General features: G+C 47.9%; 14 protein-coding genes and 1 other annotated feature. Of the genes, 11 read left to right on the top strand and 3 right to left on the bottom strand.

Translation table 11 applies throughout. The features are described from left to right. Positions 1 to 140 precede the first annotated feature (140 nt). The 9 genes from NYE38_RS14555 (at position 141) to motS (ending at position 9,820) form a co-directional block, all read left to right on the top strand. Positions 141 to 2,744 (top strand): DNA translocase FtsK, encoded by a 2,604-nt coding sequence (locus NYE38_RS14555; RefSeq protein WP_237587104.1) that lies wholly within the window; start codon positions 141 to 143, stop codon positions 2,742 to 2,744. Positions 2,745 to 2,983: 239 nt separating this feature from the next. Further along, positions 2,984 to 4,282, top strand: coding sequence for a UDP-N-acetylmuramate--L-alanine ligase (gene murC, locus NYE38_RS14550; RefSeq protein ID WP_017418386.1), 1,299 nt, complete (start codon positions 2,984 to 2,986; stop codon positions 4,280 to 4,282). A 158-nt stretch (positions 4,283 to 4,440) separates the two neighbouring features. Then, entirely contained in the window at positions 4,441 to 4,863 is a 423-nt protein-coding gene (locus tag NYE38_RS14545; protein ID WP_007408777.1) for a DUF948 domain-containing protein, read from the top strand. Between the two features lie 32 nt (positions 4,864 to 4,895). Further along, a complete protein-coding gene (locus tag NYE38_RS14540) occupies positions 4,896 to 5,309 on the top strand; it encodes a YtxH domain-containing protein (RefSeq protein ID WP_003152380.1) in 414 nt (137 codons plus the stop codon). Between the two features lie 25 nt (positions 5,310 to 5,334). Continuing rightward, positions 5,335 to 5,661, top strand: a complete 327-nt coding sequence (gene ytxJ / locus NYE38_RS14535) for a bacillithiol system redox-active protein YtxJ (RefSeq protein ID WP_017418385.1) — start codon at positions 5,335 to 5,337, stop codon at positions 5,659 to 5,661. A gap of 236 nt (positions 5,662 to 5,897) precedes the next feature. Beyond that, on the top strand, positions 5,898 to 6,974 hold the full coding sequence (locus tag NYE38_RS14530) for a bifunctional 3-deoxy-7-phosphoheptulonate synthase/chorismate mutase (RefSeq protein WP_003152383.1): 1,077 nt from the start codon (positions 5,898 to 5,900) through the stop codon (positions 6,972 to 6,974). Positions 6,975 to 7,252: 278 nt separating this feature from the next. After that, the gene (gene ccpA, locus NYE38_RS14525) at positions 7,253 to 8,257 is read left to right on the top strand and encodes a catabolite control protein A (RefSeq protein ID WP_003152385.1); all 1,005 of its coding nucleotides are present in this window, start codon (positions 7,253 to 7,255) and stop codon (positions 8,255 to 8,257) included. Between the two features lie 68 nt (positions 8,258 to 8,325). Beyond that, positions 8,326 to 9,141, top strand: a complete 816-nt coding sequence (gene motP / locus NYE38_RS14520; RefSeq protein ID WP_007408775.1) for a flagellar motor protein MotP — start codon at positions 8,326 to 8,328, stop codon at positions 9,139 to 9,141. Next, the gene (motS, locus tag NYE38_RS14515) at positions 9,131 to 9,820 is read left to right on the top strand and encodes a flagellar motor protein MotS (RefSeq protein ID WP_003152387.1); all 690 of its coding nucleotides are present in this window, start codon (positions 9,131 to 9,133) and stop codon (positions 9,818 to 9,820) included. The genes motP and motS overlap by 11 nt, the downstream gene beginning before the upstream one ends. 8 nt (positions 9,821 to 9,828) lie before the next feature. Here the strand turns inward: motS and NYE38_RS14510 are convergent, their stop codons facing one another. The 3 genes from NYE38_RS14510 to NYE38_RS14500 are packed head-to-tail and all read right to left on the bottom strand — an operon-like array spanning position 9,829 to position 12,293. Next, positions 9,829 to 10,995, bottom strand: a complete 1,167-nt coding sequence (locus NYE38_RS14510) for an acetoin utilization protein AcuC (RefSeq protein WP_014418653.1) — start codon at positions 10,993 to 10,995, stop codon at positions 9,829 to 9,831. Then, entirely contained in the window at positions 10,992 to 11,636 is a 645-nt protein-coding gene (locus NYE38_RS14505; protein WP_025649732.1) for an acetoin utilization AcuB family protein, read from the bottom strand. Before NYE38_RS14505 ends, NYE38_RS14510 begins: the two co-directional genes overlap by 4 nt. A 24-nt stretch (positions 11,637 to 11,660) precedes the next feature. Further along, positions 11,661 to 12,293, bottom strand: a complete 633-nt coding sequence (locus NYE38_RS14500; RefSeq protein WP_003152390.1) for a GNAT family N-acetyltransferase — start codon at positions 12,291 to 12,293, stop codon at positions 11,661 to 11,663. A gap of 158 nt (positions 12,294 to 12,451) precedes the next feature. On the opposite strand from NYE38_RS14500, the gene acsA reads away from it, so the two are divergent. Together acsA and tyrS are read left to right on the top strand one after the other, a co-directional pair. Then, entirely contained in the window at positions 12,452 to 14,170 is a 1,719-nt protein-coding gene (gene acsA, locus NYE38_RS14495; RefSeq protein ID WP_017418382.1) for an acetate--CoA ligase, read from the top strand. Positions 14,171 to 14,223: 53 nt separating this feature from the next. After that, positions 14,224 to 14,456: a binding site (T-box leader), on the top strand. Between the two features lie 50 nt (positions 14,457 to 14,506). After that, positions 14,507 to 15,772, top strand: coding sequence for a tyrosine--tRNA ligase (gene tyrS / locus NYE38_RS14490; protein WP_007613147.1), 1,266 nt, complete (start codon positions 14,507 to 14,509; stop codon positions 15,770 to 15,772). Positions 15,773 to 15,783 lie beyond the last annotated feature (11 nt).

Below are 15,783 nucleotides of genomic sequence, written 5' to 3'. Positions count from 1 at the left end.
ATGATGTGAGAGAAAGCCGTTAAGCAGGCCTGCTTAACGGCTTTCTTCAGTTAGAAGCTTAATCTTTTCTGAGCCGCCCGGCAATGGTATACTAAATATCGTCCCAGACTACTAAAAAGGGAGTTAGAGAGTGATTAAACATGAGTTGGCTGAATAAATTTTTTGACTTATTTTTAGGTGAAAAAGAAGAAGAGCATGAACGTGAACCGAACACGCATGCCCAAATCCCGAAACAGCAGATACCGGATCAGCCAGAAGGCAAATTAACGCGCATGGAAGATCCTAAAATATATTACGAATATCCGAAAGGGAATTTCCGCTTCCCCGTCGTTCCGGACGGCTATAAGCGAACGGAGCAAAACCAAAGACAGCGGGAAAGGCACGAACGCCGCCAGCCGTCCCGGGGTTATGCCGCCGGGCAGGAGCAAACCGAGCGGAAACAGCATACACATAAAGAGCCTGATACGGTGAAAAAGCCCTTTAAACCGTCATCCATTCCTTCACCGGTTTACGGCTTTCAATCTCAGCACAGCATAAAAAAAGCGCCTATTTCCGAAAAGCGGCGTGAAGAGAACGTAACATTGCTGTCAGAGGAGCAATTTGTTTCGCCAAAAGCCGGTCAGGAAACGGAAAAAGAGCCCGTCTTCACAACATCCGGCATAACAAAACAGACGAATGACCGGCCAGAACCGTTTGCGAAACAAGAAACGGAAGAAATCCAGGCTGCTAAAAAAGAGGAGCTTCACACCGAGGGTGAGAATGCAAAAGAGCAAGTGTTTGCAGCACCAGAACCGCAGCAGGCTGAAGAGCTGGAGGACACCGAAAGCGCGGAGTCTGCCGGCTTTACAGAAGAACAGGAGCATGAACAAACCCGACCGCAGCCTATTAAAGAGCCTGAGTATGAAGCATCCCGAACGGCTGAAAACACAGAGGAACAAGCGGCGCTGCAGGGGGAATATCAGGAGCCTGAGCCGGAAAAAGCACCTCCTTTTGAAACCGCAGAAGAACCGGTGTATACATACACAGAACCCGGATACGATGAGGAAGTTCAGCCGCAGTCTGAAGACAAGCCCGAATCAGCTGAAACCGACGCGAAACAGGAAGCAGACTTTCAGCCTGAGTACAATGAAGCAGACCGGCATTCAGACCCCGCGCCTGAGCCTGTAAGCATTGAGACGGCTGATGCCCAATCCCGGCTCGCCGAGGAAAAAACGGAGCATCACGGACAGCCTCAGACTGTGAGAAAAGCGGAGCTGCCGAAAGAGCGCAATGTTCCGTTTAACGTCATGATGCTTAAAAGCGATAAACACAAGCAGACGAAGACGCCAGAGGGCGGAGCGAGCTATGTCTTTCCGAATCTGTCGCTTCTGGACGTACCGCCGGCGCAAAGACATGACGACCAATCGTGGATTGAAGAACAGCGCGAGCTTTTAAACGTTACGCTGAAAAACTTTAATGTGCGCGCCCAAGTCGTTCATGTCACACAAGGCCCGTCCGTCACACGTTTTGAAGTGCATCCTGAGCCCGGAGTGAAAGTAAACAAAATTACAAACTTAGCAGATGATATTAAACTGAGCCTATCTGCCAAGGATATTCGGATTGAGGCGCCGATTCCCGGTAAAAACACGATCGGCATTGAAGTTCCGAACCGCGTAAGCAAAGTCGTCGATTTAAGGCAGATGATCAGAAGCGCCGCTTTCAGGACGAATCCGTCTCCGCTTACAGCCGCGCTCGGTGTCGATATTTCCGGAAACCCGGTCGTCATTGATTTGAAAAAGATGCCGCACGGGTTGATAGCGGGTGCGACAGGATCGGGAAAAAGCGTCTGCATCAATACCATTTTGGTCAGTCTGCTTTATAAGGCGGATCCGAGTGATGTCAAAATGCTTCTGATTGATCCGAAAATGGTCGAGCTTGCGCCTTATAACCAAATTCCGCATTTGGTCAGCCCCGTCATCACGGACGCCAAAGCCGCGACCGCCGCGTTAAAATGGGTTGTGGAAGAGATGGAACGGCGGTATGAACTGTTTGCCCATTCGGGTGTGAGAGATATCGGCCGCTTTAATGAATTAACGGCCGATCATAAGACAGGCGAAAAGCTCCCTTACCTTGTTGTGGTCATTGATGAGCTTGCTGATTTAATGATGGTGGCGCCGAACGATGTGGAAGAAAGCATTGCCAGAATCGCGCAGAAAGCGAGAGCCTGCGGCATTCATCTGCTTGTCGCGACACAGCGTCCGTCTGTCGATGTCATTACCGGAATGATCAAAGCGAACATACCGACGAGGATTGCATTCTCCGTCTCAAGCCAGGTAGATTCCAGAACGATTATCGACATGGCGGGAGCGGAAAAGCTTCTCGGAAAAGGCGACATGCTCTACTGGGAAAACGGCACCGGAAAACCGGTGCGCCTGCAGGGCAACTTTGTGTCCGACAGAGAGATTGACCGCGTCGTCTCCCATGTCAGAAAGCAGCTGCCGCCTTCTTATTTGTTTGAACAGGAAGAACTGATCAGGCAGGGAACCGCCCTCAAGGAAGAGGACGAGCTGTTTCCTGAGGCGTGTCAATTCGTCGTGGAACAAAACAGCGCCAGCACCTCAAGCCTTCAAAGAAGGTTCAGAATCGGCTATAATCGCGCCGCGAGGCTGATTGACATGATGGAGGCTGAAGGCATGATCTCAGAAGCGAAGGGCAGCAAACCCCGCGAAGTGCTGATTACGGCCGCTGACATTTCTCAAGAATAAGAATATCGTTCATTTTTCTCACAAACATGGTATGATAGTGGATGGACCATCAAACTGCATCACTGTCACGCGCTGAAATATCATGCGGCAGGTTTAATCAAAAAGAAAGTTACAGATACTGACGATAACGTAAAAATAAATGGAAGCGCCGCTGTTTGGGCTTTTTGCCCGCGGCGGTCGCAAAATGAAATGAGCGTCATATACTGGGGAACAGATAGACGTTTGTTGGAGGTACGATTATGACTGTTTATCATTTTGTTGGAATAAAAGGGACAGGTATGAGCCCGCTTGCTCAAATCTTGCATGATACAGGATATCAGGTGCAGGGATCGGATATCGAGAAGCAGATTTTTACTCAGGCTGCCCTTGAAAAAAGAAATATCCCGATCTATCCGTTCAGCGCCGATAACATCAAACCCGGCTTAACGGTAATCGCCGGAAACGCATTCCCTGATTCTCATCCGGAAATCGCAAAGGCGCTTGCTGAGGGGATTCCTGTTATCAGATATCATAAATTTTTAGCTGAATACATGAAAAAATATACAAGTGTCGCGGTAACGGGCGCACACGGAAAGACGTCCACAACGGGCCTCTTAGCACACGTGATGCAGCAAGCGAAGCCGACTTCGTTTCTTATCGGGGACGGAACGGGCAAAGGAAATGAAAGCAGCGAATACTTTGTATTTGAAGCCTGCGAGTACCGCCGTCATTTCTTAAGCTATCAGCCTGATTATGCGATCATGACGAATATTGATTTTGACCACCCTGATTATTTCGCCAACATTGACGATGTGTTTGATGCTTTCCAAAACATGGCGCTTCAAGTCAACAAAGGCATCATTGCCTGCGGTGATGACGAGTACCTGCCGAAAATTCACGCCAATGTGCCTGTCGTGTATTACGGCACGGGAGAAGAAAACGATTTTCAAGCGAGAAACATCGTAAAAAATACGGAAGGCACGACATTTGACGTCTTTGTCCGCAATACGTTTTACGATACGTTCTACATCCCGGCATACGGCCATCACAATGTCCTCAATTCCTTAGCGGTCATTGCGCTCTGCCACTATGAAGAGATAGACGTGAACATGATTAAGCTCGGACTTGAATCATTCGGCGGCGTCAAACGCAGATTCAATGAAAAAGTGATCGGCAGCCAGGTACTGATCGACGACTACGCCCACCATCCGACTGAAATCAAAGTCACGATTGAGGCGGCGCGCCAAAAATATCCCGAACGTGAAATCATCGCGGTATTTCAGCCGCATACGTTTACACGGACGCAATCATTCCTGGATGAATTCGCAGAAAGCTTAAGCGCGGCCGACCGCGTGTATCTGTGCGACATTTTCGGCTCTGCCCGCGAGAACGTCGGCAAGCTCACGATCACGGATCTTCAGGAAAAAATCGATAACGCAGAACTCATTGAAGAAAATGACACATCCGTGTTAAAAGCGCATGAAGGCGCAGTGCTGATCTTCATGGGCGCCGGAGACATTCAAAAATATATGAGAGCCTATGAAAACGTCATAGCGTAACAAAAAAGCAGTGGGGCTCTCACTGCTTTTTTGCGCGTGCTGCAAAAGGGATTTACCGATAAACGGAGAAATAGTATACATACAGACCTTTCATATATGTTTATCATTTTGAGAATTAGGTATATACCACTATATCCTGCATTATAAGGAGGTATTAGATGATCATCATTCTTTACTTAAGCGTCGCACTCATTGCCGTTGCATTTCTCATCCTCGTCATCTATCTGTCCAAAACATTAAAGTCCGTGCAGATGACTTTAACAAACGTAGCCTCGACTTTAGACGGCCTTGAAGGGCAGATGAAAGGCATTACCGCAGAGACAACCGAGCTGTTACATAAGACAAACCGTCTCGCGGAAGACATTCAGGAAAAATCAGAGAAATTAAATACGGTTGTCCATGCTGTTCAGGAAGTGGGAACTTCCGTCCAGCAGTTTAATACATCCATAAAGCAGGCAGCAGGTTCCGTTACGGCCTCTGTAAGAGAGAATCAGGATAAGATCAGTCAGGTTGTCACCTGGAGCCAGGCCGCTATGGAAATATGGGACAAGTGGAAGCAAAAGAAAAAAACATCGCTTTAATCATAAGAAAAATCCACTAAGGAGGAATCATAATGAGCAAAGATGGAATCAATAGTAAGGATTTTTTAATCGGAACGCTGATCGGGGGAATTATCGGCGCGACAACGGCGTTGTTTCTGGCGCCTAAATCAGGTAAGGAGCTGCGCGACGATCTCGGCAGTCAGGCTTCTGCGTTAAAGGATAAGACGGACAGAATGACGGCCGATGCGAAAGAAAAAGGCTCTCAATATGTCAGCATCGCCAAGGACAAAACATCTAATATCACCCAGCTGGTAGCTGATCAGTCAGGCCAGATTATGAATAAAGTGAAGGATTTAAAAGACCGTTCTAAGAGCACACTAACCGAGAAAGCCGAAGAGACGAGAAGCGAAATGCAGGACACGGCCCAAAGCATCAAGGCCGAAGCGGAAGACGCCGGGGAAAAAGCCGGTCAGGCAAATCGCTGACCTTCAATAAGGAGAGATAACCGACATGACAAAACAGCTGATATCATCTGAAGAAGAGTTCAAAAATGCCGCTGAGAAAGAAAACACGCTCGTGTTTTTGAAACACAGCACAACCTGCCCGATCAGCCAAGCCGCGTTTCAGGAGTTTGACGCCTTTGCATCGGAGCATTCAGAAGTACCTTCTTATTACCTGCATGTGCAGGACAGCCGGCCGCTTTCAAACTATATCGCCGAGACATACGGCGTGAAACATGAAAGCCCGCAAGTATTCGTTATTACAAACGGCGAAGTGAAATGGCACGCGTCTCATTCACAAATCACAAAAAACGCAATAGAGCAGCACCTTTCATAATTGCTGGCCGCCGGTTGATACCGGCGGTTTTTTTTTTGAAAAAAACTATTGATCATTTCAGCCGGATCATGTAGGATATCAATATATACTGCTTCAACGCATAAAAGCTTAAAAGCGTTTTGGTGATAAAGTCGAATGTGAAAAAATTTATTATTTCATATTCCTATTTTCGCATAACTGTAGTAAGATGCATGTTAACCATTAAAATAAAACATAGCATAGAAGGGATGAAAAAGATGAGCAACAAGGAATTAGAGAGCCTAAGACAGCAGGCAGACGCACTAAACTTAGAAATCCTTAAATTAATCAATGAACGCGGAGCCGTTGTAAAAGAAATCGGTAAAGCAAAGGAAGCACAGGGTGTCAACCGATTTGACCCTGTCAGAGAGCGTACAATGCTTAACCGCATTATTGAAAGCAATGACGGCCCATTTGAAAACTCAACGATCCAGCATATTTTCAAAGAAATTTTCAAAGCCGGACTTGAACTTCAAGAAGAGGATCACAGCAAAGCGTTGCTCGTCTCCCGGAAGAAAAAAGCAGAAGATACGATCGTTGACATTAAAGGCGAAAAAATCGGTGACGGCGATCAGAGATTCATCGTCGGACCTTGTGCCGTAGAAAGCTATGAGCAGGTTGCCGAAGTCGCGGCCGCAGCGAAAAAACAAGGCATTAAAATCCTGCGCGGGGGCGCGTTTAAACCCCGCACAAGTCCGTATGATTTCCAAGGTCTCGGTGTAGAAGGCCTGCAAATTCTCAAACGCGTCGCTGATGAATATGACCTCGCGGTGATCAGTGAAATCGTAACGCCCGCCCACATTGAGCAAGCGATTGATTACATTGACGTCATTCAGATCGGCGCGCGGAACATGCAAAACTTTGAATTGCTGAAAGCCGCCGGCTCCGTTAAAAAGCCGGTATTGTTAAAACGCGGTCTTGCCGCAACAATTTCAGAATTTATCAATGCAGCTGAATACATCATGTCACAAGGAAACGACCAAATCATTCTTTGTGAACGCGGAATCAGAACGTACGAAACGGCAACGAGAAACACGCTCGACATTTCTGCCGTGCCGATTTTGAAACAGGAAACTCACTTGCCGGTGTTTGTTGACGTCACACACTCAACAGGCCGCCGCGATCTCCTGCTTCCGACAGCAAAAGCGGCGCTTGCGATCGGCGCTGACGGCGTGATGGCCGAAGTTCACCCTGATCCTTCCGTTGCCCTGTCAGACTCTGCGCAGCAGATGGATATCCCTGAATTCGAGAAATGGCTGAACGAATTAAAGCCGATGCTGAAAGTAAAAGCATAATACAATGTTCCGCTCTTTAAAGGCCGCCTCGCGCGGCTTTTTTTCGTATCTTCATTTTATTTAATTATAAAATGAAAGTGAACGTTTTCATCACTGGGAAAAACGTGTATAATTTCATGAGAGATATTTAAATTTGATGAATAATGAAAAATAATGTACACTACTGACTTACGCTTACAATCATAAACGACAGAATGCGAAATCGTACGACATTTCTTTACATAAAGTGTTTATGCTATAGATAAGGATAAGTGTATCCAGTAAAAGGAGTGGTTTCAGTGAGCAACATTACGATATACGATGTGGCCAGAGAAGCAAATGTCAGTATGGCGACTGTTTCCCGCGTCGTGAACGGCAACCCGAATGTAAAACCGACGACCAGAAAAAAAGTATTGGAAGCCATTGACCGGCTCGGCTACCGCCCGAACGCGGTGGCAAGAGGGCTTGCAAGCAAAAAAACGACAACGGTCGGCGTCATCATCCCTGATATCTCAAGCATTTTCTACTCTGAACTTGCGCGTGGAATTGAAGATATCGCGACGATGTACAAATATAATATTATTTTAAGCAACTCGGACCAAAATCTTGAGAAAGAACTGCATCTGTTAAATACGATGCTTGGCAAACAAGTGGACGGTATCGTATTTATGGGCGGCAACATTACGGACGAGCATGTCGAAGAATTTAAGCGCTCTCCTGTGCCGATCGTCTTGGCGGCATCAGTGGAAGAACAGGGCGAGACGCCTTCTGTCGCCATTGATTATGAACAGGCGATTTATGATGCCGTTAAGCTTTTTATTGATAAAGGGCATCGCGATATTGCATTCGTCTCCGGACCGATGCAAGAGCCGATCAACCGTTCGAAAAAACTGCAAGGGTACAAACGGGCGCTTGAAGAAGCGGCGATTCCGTTTAACGAGCAATTCGTAGCGGAAGGCGATTACACCTATGATTCCGGTATGGAGGCGCTTCAAAGCTTGATGGGCCTTGACCGGAAACCGACGGCGATTCTTTCTGCGACGGATGAAATGGCCCTCGGCATTATCCATGCGGCCCAAGATCAAGGTCTTTCGATACCTGATGATCTTGATATTATCGGTTTTGACAATACGAGATTGAGCCTGATGGTCCGCCCTCAGCTTTCAACAGTCGTGCAGCCTACGTACGATATCGGCGCCGTGGCGATGAGACTTTTGACAAAACTGATGAACAAAGAGCCGGTTGAAGAGCATATCGTCGAATTGCCTCACCGCATCGAATTAAGACAATCAACCAAGTCATAAAAAAACGGAAAAGCAAGCTTCACTCTGAGGGGTGGAATCTTGCTTTTTTACTTGAGTAAGGAGAAGATATGAAACGTTTTGATTATCTGACGCCCGTTGGCTTTATGTTAGGCTGTATTATTGTCGCAATCGGTATTCTGTCAGGGACGGGACTGGCGGGAATCAGTTCATTTTTAGATTTGACTTCTTTTTTAATCGTCACAGGCGGCCTTGCTGCGGCGATCTTTATCAGTTTTCCGCCGAGGGATTTAAAGAAAACCCCTTCTGTTCTGAAACAGGTATTCTCCCGTCAGGATGACAATGTGAAAGAGCTTGTCAGAGTATTTGTCAGCCTTTCGGAGCAGGCGCGCAGGCAGGGGCTTCTGTCTCTGGATGACCAGGCGCGTGAGATCAAGGATCCGTTTTTAAAAAAAGGGCTTTTGCTTGCGATTGACGGCTGGGACGAGGAAACGATCCGGCTGGTGATGGATTCTGAGATCGCCGCGATGGAAGAAAGACACAGAAAAGGAAGACGCGTTTTTGAAAAAGCCGGTGATTTCGCACCCGCCTGGGGAATGATCGGGACGCTCGTCGGGCTCGTTCTCATGCTCAAAAACTTAAATGACCCGCATACCCTCGGACCGAACATGGCCGTTGCGCTATTGACGACGCTGTACGGAGCGCTGCTTGCCAACTTGGTATTTATCCCAATCGCGGCAAAGCTTGAAGAAAAAACGGAAAGTGAAATTTTCATCAAACAGGTCATGATCGAAGGGGTTGTCGGCATCCAATCGGGCAAAAATCCCCGCAACCTCGAAAGTCAGCTTGTCGTCTTCAGCTCAAGAGAAGACTGGCGTAAAGGACAGCCTGCGAACAAGAAAAAGGGCGCTGTCCATGAAGCTTAGAAAAGAGCGTTTTGAAAGAAGAAACAAACCGGAACATTCCGGCGGTTCACCAAGATGGATGGTGACGTTCGCTGACTTGATCACGCTCATTCTCGTGTTCTTTATATTGCTTTTTTCGATGTCGCAAATAGACGCGGAAAAATTTCAATCTGCCGTTTCATCGATTCATACAAACGGCAGCGGGGGTGAACCGGCGTCATCAGACAAAGCAAACGAAAATAAAGAACAGGATTTGCTGTTACAAAACGTGAAGACATACATAAAAGCGCATCATTTGAGTTCGAAATTGACGGCGAAGCGCGATGAGCGCGGAGTGGTTCTGGTGCTGCAGGAGGCCGTTCTGTTTCAGACAGGAAAAGCGGATGTGCTGAAAAACGCCGAGCCGGTTCTGCATCAGATCGCGGTGCTTTTAAAAACAATTCCGAATGACATACAGGTAGAAGGCCATACGGACAGCCGCCGGATTTCCACCTATCAATTTCCGTCGAACTGGGAGCTGTCGTCTGCAAGAGCGGCGAGTGTGATCCGGTATTTTACCGCGAATGAAGACTTTTCCGCCAAACGGTTTATCTCTGCCGGGTATGCGGATACGAAACCTGTGAAGGACAACAAAAGTCCCGGACATATGAAAGAAAACCGCCGTGTAGAAATTGTGATCAAAAAAACGACCTCCTCATAAGGTCGTTTTTATTTTGTTTTATACCGCTGCTCAGACCGGATGGCAAAAAGTGCTTTTTCCACGGTTTGGGCATTTTTTTCTGAAATTTCTTCTTTGCGGGGAATCGGAGGATATAATTGTTCAGGATCACTCCAAAAAGCGGGCAACGTGCAGGGGGAGTGCTTCTGCCATTTATCAATCCATTTCTGCGGTATGCGCTCCCCGGGATCAATCCCTTTCATCTCAAGCCAAATGCGGCTCCATGCTCTCGGGACGACTCTCCAAATATCGTATCCGCCGCCGCCGACCGCGATCCATCTGCCGCTGCAATATTGATGGGCTAATGAATGAGCGAGCCGCGGGATCTCCTGATAAATGGAGATTGTATTGGACAGGTGTGTCAATGGGTCGTAATAATGGGCGTCCGCACCGTTTTGGGTAAGTATGACATCCGGCTTAAAAAAAGCCGCGATTTCTGAGGCGGCCGTTTTGTAAGCGTGCAGAAAGGAATCGTCCTCTGTGAAAGCGTCCAGCGGAATGTTAAAAGAATAGCCGTAGCCTTGTCCGCTTCCTTTTTCCAGTACCTGCCCCGTCCCGGGAAATAAATAACGCCCGGTCTCGTGAAAAGAAACAGTGCAGACATCAGACCTGTCGTAAAACGTAAATTGAACGCCGTCGCCGTGATGAGCGTCTGTATCAATGTATAGCACTTTTGCCCCGTAGTTCTTCTGGATGTATTGGATGGCCACGGCGCTGTCATTATAGATACAAAAGCCTGAGGCCCTGCCGCGGAAGCCGTGGTGAAGGCCGCCTCCTAAATTGCAGGCGTGCCTAGCTTGTCCCGTCATGACATAATCAGCCGCCGTTAAGGTGCCGCCCACCAGAAGTGACGCGGCATCATGCATGCCGGCAAAAACGGGAGTGTCTTCCGTTCCGAGACCGTAGCTTTCTCCTTCCGCGGCAGGGAGCCGGCCCGCACCCGCTAGTTCCACCGCCTGTATATAATCCTCCGTATGAACGAGAGCCAACTCTTCTTTAGCGGCCGTGCGCGGTGTGACGATATCTCCTTCGTCAAACGCATCCGCCGCCTGAAGCAGATCGTATGTTAAAAGCACGCGGCGCTGATTGAACGGATGTTCCTGATGAAATTGATACGTCTGATAAGAAGGCGAGTAAACAAAAACGCTGTCTCTCATGGCTGATCCCTCAAATGTTTCGGCCATAAGACATTGTATCCGGCTTCTTGAACGGCACGGATAAAAGGGAGCGGATTCATCGTCTTCACCCGGAAGACGAGAATGTTCGACCCGGCGGAATCATGGGGATAGACGAGCACACTCAGGATTTGCAGCTGAAGATCACGGCACATGCAGCTGAGATCAGCAAGACTTTTTGTCATATCCGTCACCAGGATTTCCACCTGTGATCCCGGCTGGGCCGCGCCTGTCAGGCTGACGAAAGTCCGGAGCACGTCGGTTTTCGTTAAAATGCCCGTCAGCTTATGATTTACCGTAATCGGCAGACAGCCGATGCCGTGCTCATAAAAGGAAGCGGATATTTCTTCCACAAAGTCAAGCGGATGGGCGCAGATGACATTCCGCTTCATAATGGTCTCCACTTTGTTTGTCAGAAACGCGCCGCGTTCCTTTTGTTCGAAGCTGCCGGGGCCGGCCTGTTTAATGTCTCTGTCTGTGACAATACCGGTGACGTGCAGCTCGTCGTCGATGACAGGGAGATGGCGGATATGATATACCTTCATTTTACGGACGGCTGTTTCAATGGAGTCGTGTTTTGAGACGGTGATGACGTCCCGTTTCATGATTTGTTCTGCAATCATCTTTTTATCCCCTTTGTATGTCAGTCAATACATAAATCGCTGATAAAAACGAAGCCTGTCGAACTGTTCAATTGACTCCTGACTGACGTGCCTGCCGATGCGGGCCATCAGACAATTGGCCGGATGAGAGCTGATTTCCGGTTCATCCGTTGCAAACCAGACAAGACCCCCGGCATTCATCATCTTTTCCATGATCTTTCTGTATTCCCACACATCTTTTTTCATTCCTTTTAAATCCCAATGCCAGTAATATTCCGTCGTCATGATGATGTACCGTTCCATCTGTTCATCCATCATGCTGACTGTCAGCAGCGTTTTTCCGACAGAACAGCCCCTGTAGCCGGGAGCGACCTCGATCGCCCCGAGTTCAAGGAGGTCTTCCATATTTCCGTCAGACCACCGTTCAAGCGGATCAGGATATAAATACGTCACATAGCCGATAATCGTCTGTCCGTCCCTGGCGATAATGATCCGACCTTCAGGAAGCCCGGCGATCTCGATTAACGCTTTGTGCTGTTCATGAGGAAGGCGAAAGGCTGTCAGGCCTTCATGAAACTCATACTGTGCTAGGTCCTTTGGAGGAACGGGCCCTTCTACTAAAAGAGGGCCGGCTGCTGTCTGAATTGATGAAGAATGGTACGTTTTATGATGTTTCACTGATTCACCGCCTGTCGGTTCTTAATAAAAACACATCTCTCTTAAGCATAACAAAATATAAAGCGTTTTCAATAGTGTTGTAATTTATATTTTAAAAATTGAGAAAACTGTGAACATCTACTATAATTAGTCTATAGATAAGCAAAGGGGGATGTTGCATGAATTTGAAAGCGTTGCCGGCGGAAAAGGGGAATTATCATCTGCGAAATTATGAGGAAACGTACCGCAGCTTCGATTGGAAAGAGGTCGAAGCGGAGTTTTCCTGGCATCAGACGGGGAAGCTGAATGCGGCGTATGAAGCAATTGACCGTCATGCCGAATCATTTCGAAAAAACAAAGTAGCGCTGTATTACAAGGACGCAAACCGGGATGAAAAATACACATTTAAAGAAATGATGGAGGAATCGAACCGGGCGGGAAATGTACTGAGACGGTATGGAAACGTGGAAAAAGGGGACCGCGTTTTTATTTTCATGCCGCGTTCGCCGGAGCTTTACTTTATCATGCTCGGCGCAATTAAAATCGGTGCGATCGCCGGCCCTTTATTTGAAGCGTTTATGGAAGGCGCCGTCAAAGACCGCCTCTTGAACAGCCAGGCAAAGGTTGTCGTGACGACACCTGAACTGGCCGAACGGATTCCGGCGGACAGCCTGCCCGACCTCGAGCATATTTTCATTGTCGGCGGCAGCAAAGAAGCGGGAGATAAAATCATCCATTATGATAAAGCGGCTGAGGGAGAAAGCACGAGACTTGATATTGAATGGATGGACAGAAGAGACGGCTACCTGCTTCACTACACATCAGGATCTACCGGAACGCCCAAAGGTGTGCTCCACGTTCATGAAGCCATGATTCAGCAATACCAGACCGGCAAGTGGGTGCTTGATCTTAAAGAAGACGATATTTACTGGTGCACTGCGGACCCGGGCTGGGTGACCGGGACGGTGTACGCGATATTTGCGCCGTGGCTGAACGGAGCGGCGAATGTGATCGTAGGCGGCAGGTTCAGTCCGGAAAACTGGTACGGCACGATTGAGAAGCTCGGTGTCAGCGTCTGGTACAGCGCTCCGACGGCTTTCAGAATGCTTATGGGCGCCGGAGATGAAATGGCATCCAAATTTGATCTTACTTCACTTCGTCACGTCCTGAGTGTCGGAGAACCTTTGAACCCCGAGGTCATCAAGTGGGGACATAAAGTATTCGGCAAGCGCATCCACGACACGTGGTGGATGACAGAAACGGGCGGACAGCTCATCTGCAATTATCCTTGCATGGAGATCAAGCCGGGTTCAATGGGGAAACCGATTCCGGGAGTGGAAGCGGCGATCGTTGACAATCAGGGAAATGAGCTTCCGCCGTACCGAATGGGAAATCTCGCCATTAAAAAGGGCTGGCCGTCGATGATGGATTCCATTTGGAATAACAAAGAGAAATATGATTCTTATTTCATGCCGGGCGGCTGGTATGTTTCCGGAGATTCTGCTTATATGGATGAAGACGGTTATTTCTGGTTCCAAGGCAGAGTCGATGATGTCATCATGACATCCGGCGAGCGCGTCGGCCCGTTTGAAGTCGAAAGCAAACTTGTTGAACATCCGGCGATTGCCGAAGCCGGCGTCATCGGAAAGCCGGACCCTGTCCGGGGAGAAATTATTAAAGCGTTTATCGCGCTCAGAGAAGGGCATGAGCCATCCGATCAGCTGAAGGAGGACATTCGCCTCTTTGTAAAACAGGGGCTTGCCGCGCATGCCGCACCGCGGGAAATTGAATTCAAAGATAAACTTCCGAAAACACGGAGCGGAAAAATCATGAGACGTGTGCTGAAGGCGTGGGAGCTGAACCTGCCGGCAGGCGACCTGTCCACAATGGAAGATTAAAGACGGCGTTGACATCGTATCTTATTTATGTTAAAAATGAGTAAGCTTCATACGAAAAGGTTTTGATTGAGACAAGTAGGGTATCTGATTGTTCAAGAGAGCTGATGGCCGGTGAAAATCAGCACATAAGATATGCCGAATACACTCATGAACCGCTTTTGCGAACAAAGCCATTCCAAGGCTTTCAGTAGTGAAAGAACGGACACGGTCCGTTATCAAAAAGAGTGATAAAAGTTTTTTTATGCTTTTATTAGTAGGGTGGTACCGCGATTATATCGTCCCTTCGTTTTAAACGAAGGGGCGTTTTTTATTTTCATAAACAAAGGAGCAGACAAAATGACTAACTTATTAGAGGATTTATCATTCCGCGGCTTAATCCAGCAAATGACGGATGAAGAAGGACTGAATAAACAGCTGAACGAAGAAAAAATCCGTTTATACTCAGGGTTTGACCCGACGGCTGACAGCCTGCACATCGGACACCTTCTGCCGATATTGACACTGCGCCGTTTCCAGCTTGCAGGCCACCATCCGATTGCGCTTGTAGGCGGCGCGACGGGACTGATCGGCGATCCGAGCGGCAAAAAAGCGGAGCGTACGTTAAATACTCAGGATATCGTTGTCGAATGGTCGCAAAAAATTAAAAATCAGCTTTCCCGATTTTTAGATTTCGAGGCCGGAGAAAACCCCGCTGTCATAGCGAACAACTTTGATTGGATCGGAAAGCTGAGCATTATTGAATTTCTCCGTGACGTCGGAAAGAACTTCGGAATTAACTACATGCTTGCGAAAGATACTGTAAGCTCAAGAATTGAAACCGGAATTTCTTACACAGAATTCAGCTACATGATCCTGCAATCCTACGATTTTCTGAATCTGTATAGAGAAAAGAACTGCAAACTCCAAATCGGAGGCAGTGACCAGTGGGGCAACATCACGGCCGGTCTTGAACTGATCAGAAAATCAGAAGAAGAAGGGGCGAAAGCTTTCGGTCTTACCATTCCGCTCGTCACAAAAGCTGACGGCACGAAATTCGGCAAAACGGAAGGCGGCGCCATTTGGCTTGATAAAGAAAAAACATCGCCGTACGAATTCTACCAGTTCTGGATCAATACAGATGACCGCGACGTCGTCAAATACTTAAAATACTTTACTTTCTTGTCAAAAGAGGAAATTGAAGCTTATGCTGAAAAAACGGAGACGGCTCCTGAGAAAAGAGAAGCGCAGAAACGTCTCGCCGAAGAGGTGACTGTTCTTGTACACGGCCGCGAAGCGCTTGAGCAGGCCGTTCATATCTCCCAGGCGCTATTCAGCGGCAATATTAAAGAGCTTTCCGCTCAAGACGTCAAGGTAGGATTTAAAGATGTACCTTCGTTTGAAAAAGACCGCTCTGAAGAACTGTCTTTAGTAGACGTGCTTGTGGAATCTAAATTGTCGCCTTCAAAACGGCAGGCCCGCGAAGACATTCAAAACGGAGCTGTTTACATTAACGGCGAGCGCCAGACGGACATCGGGCATCTTCTGACTGCGGAAGACCGCATTGAAGATCAATTTACCGTACTGCGCCGCGGAAAGAAAAAATACTTCCTGATCACGTACTGAAAATAAAAAGC

Source organism: Bacillus sp. EU63, from assembly GCF_038592915.1.
GTDB classification, from domain to species: domain Bacteria; phylum Bacillota; class Bacilli; order Bacillales; family Bacillaceae; genus Bacillus; species Bacillus velezensis.
The sequence above is the reverse complement of the archived record's forward strand: the minus strand, read 5'-3'. Positions and strand labels throughout refer to the sequence as shown.

Bases quoted from the DNA above. Each gene is read 5' to 3' on its own strand.
- motS (WP_003152387.1), top strand. From the start codon at position 9,131: ATGAAGCTTAGAAAAGAGCGTTTTGAAAGAAGAAACAAACCGGAACAT.
- NYE38_RS14530 (WP_003152383.1), top strand. From the start codon at position 5,898: ATGAGCAACAAGGAATTAGAGAGCCTAAGACAGCAGGCAGACGCACTA.
- murC (WP_017418386.1), top strand. From the start codon at position 2,984: ATGACTGTTTATCATTTTGTTGGAATAAAAGGGACAGGTATGAGCCCG.
- motP (WP_007408775.1), top strand. From the start codon at position 8,326: ATGAAACGTTTTGATTATCTGACGCCCGTTGGCTTTATGTTAGGCTGT.
- NYE38_RS14555 (WP_237587104.1), top strand. From the start codon at position 141: ATGAGTTGGCTGAATAAATTTTTTGACTTATTTTTAGGTGAAAAAGAA.
- NYE38_RS14545 (WP_007408777.1), top strand. From the start codon at position 4,441: ATGATCATCATTCTTTACTTAAGCGTCGCACTCATTGCCGTTGCATTT.
- acsA (WP_017418382.1), top strand. From the start codon at position 12,452: ATGAATTTGAAAGCGTTGCCGGCGGAAAAGGGGAATTATCATCTGCGA.
- ytxJ (WP_017418385.1), top strand. From the start codon at position 5,335: ATGACAAAACAGCTGATATCATCTGAAGAAGAGTTCAAAAATGCCGCT.
- NYE38_RS14540 (WP_003152380.1), top strand. From the start codon at position 4,896: ATGAGCAAAGATGGAATCAATAGTAAGGATTTTTTAATCGGAACGCTG.
- tyrS (WP_007613147.1), top strand. From the start codon at position 14,507: ATGACTAACTTATTAGAGGATTTATCATTCCGCGGCTTAATCCAGCAA.
- NYE38_RS14510 (WP_014418653.1), bottom strand. From the start codon at position 10,995: ATGAGAGACAGCGTTTTTGTTTACTCGCCTTCTTATCAGACGTATCAA.
- NYE38_RS14505 (WP_025649732.1), bottom strand. From the start codon at position 11,636: ATGATTGCAGAACAAATCATGAAACGGGACGTCATCACCGTCTCAAAA.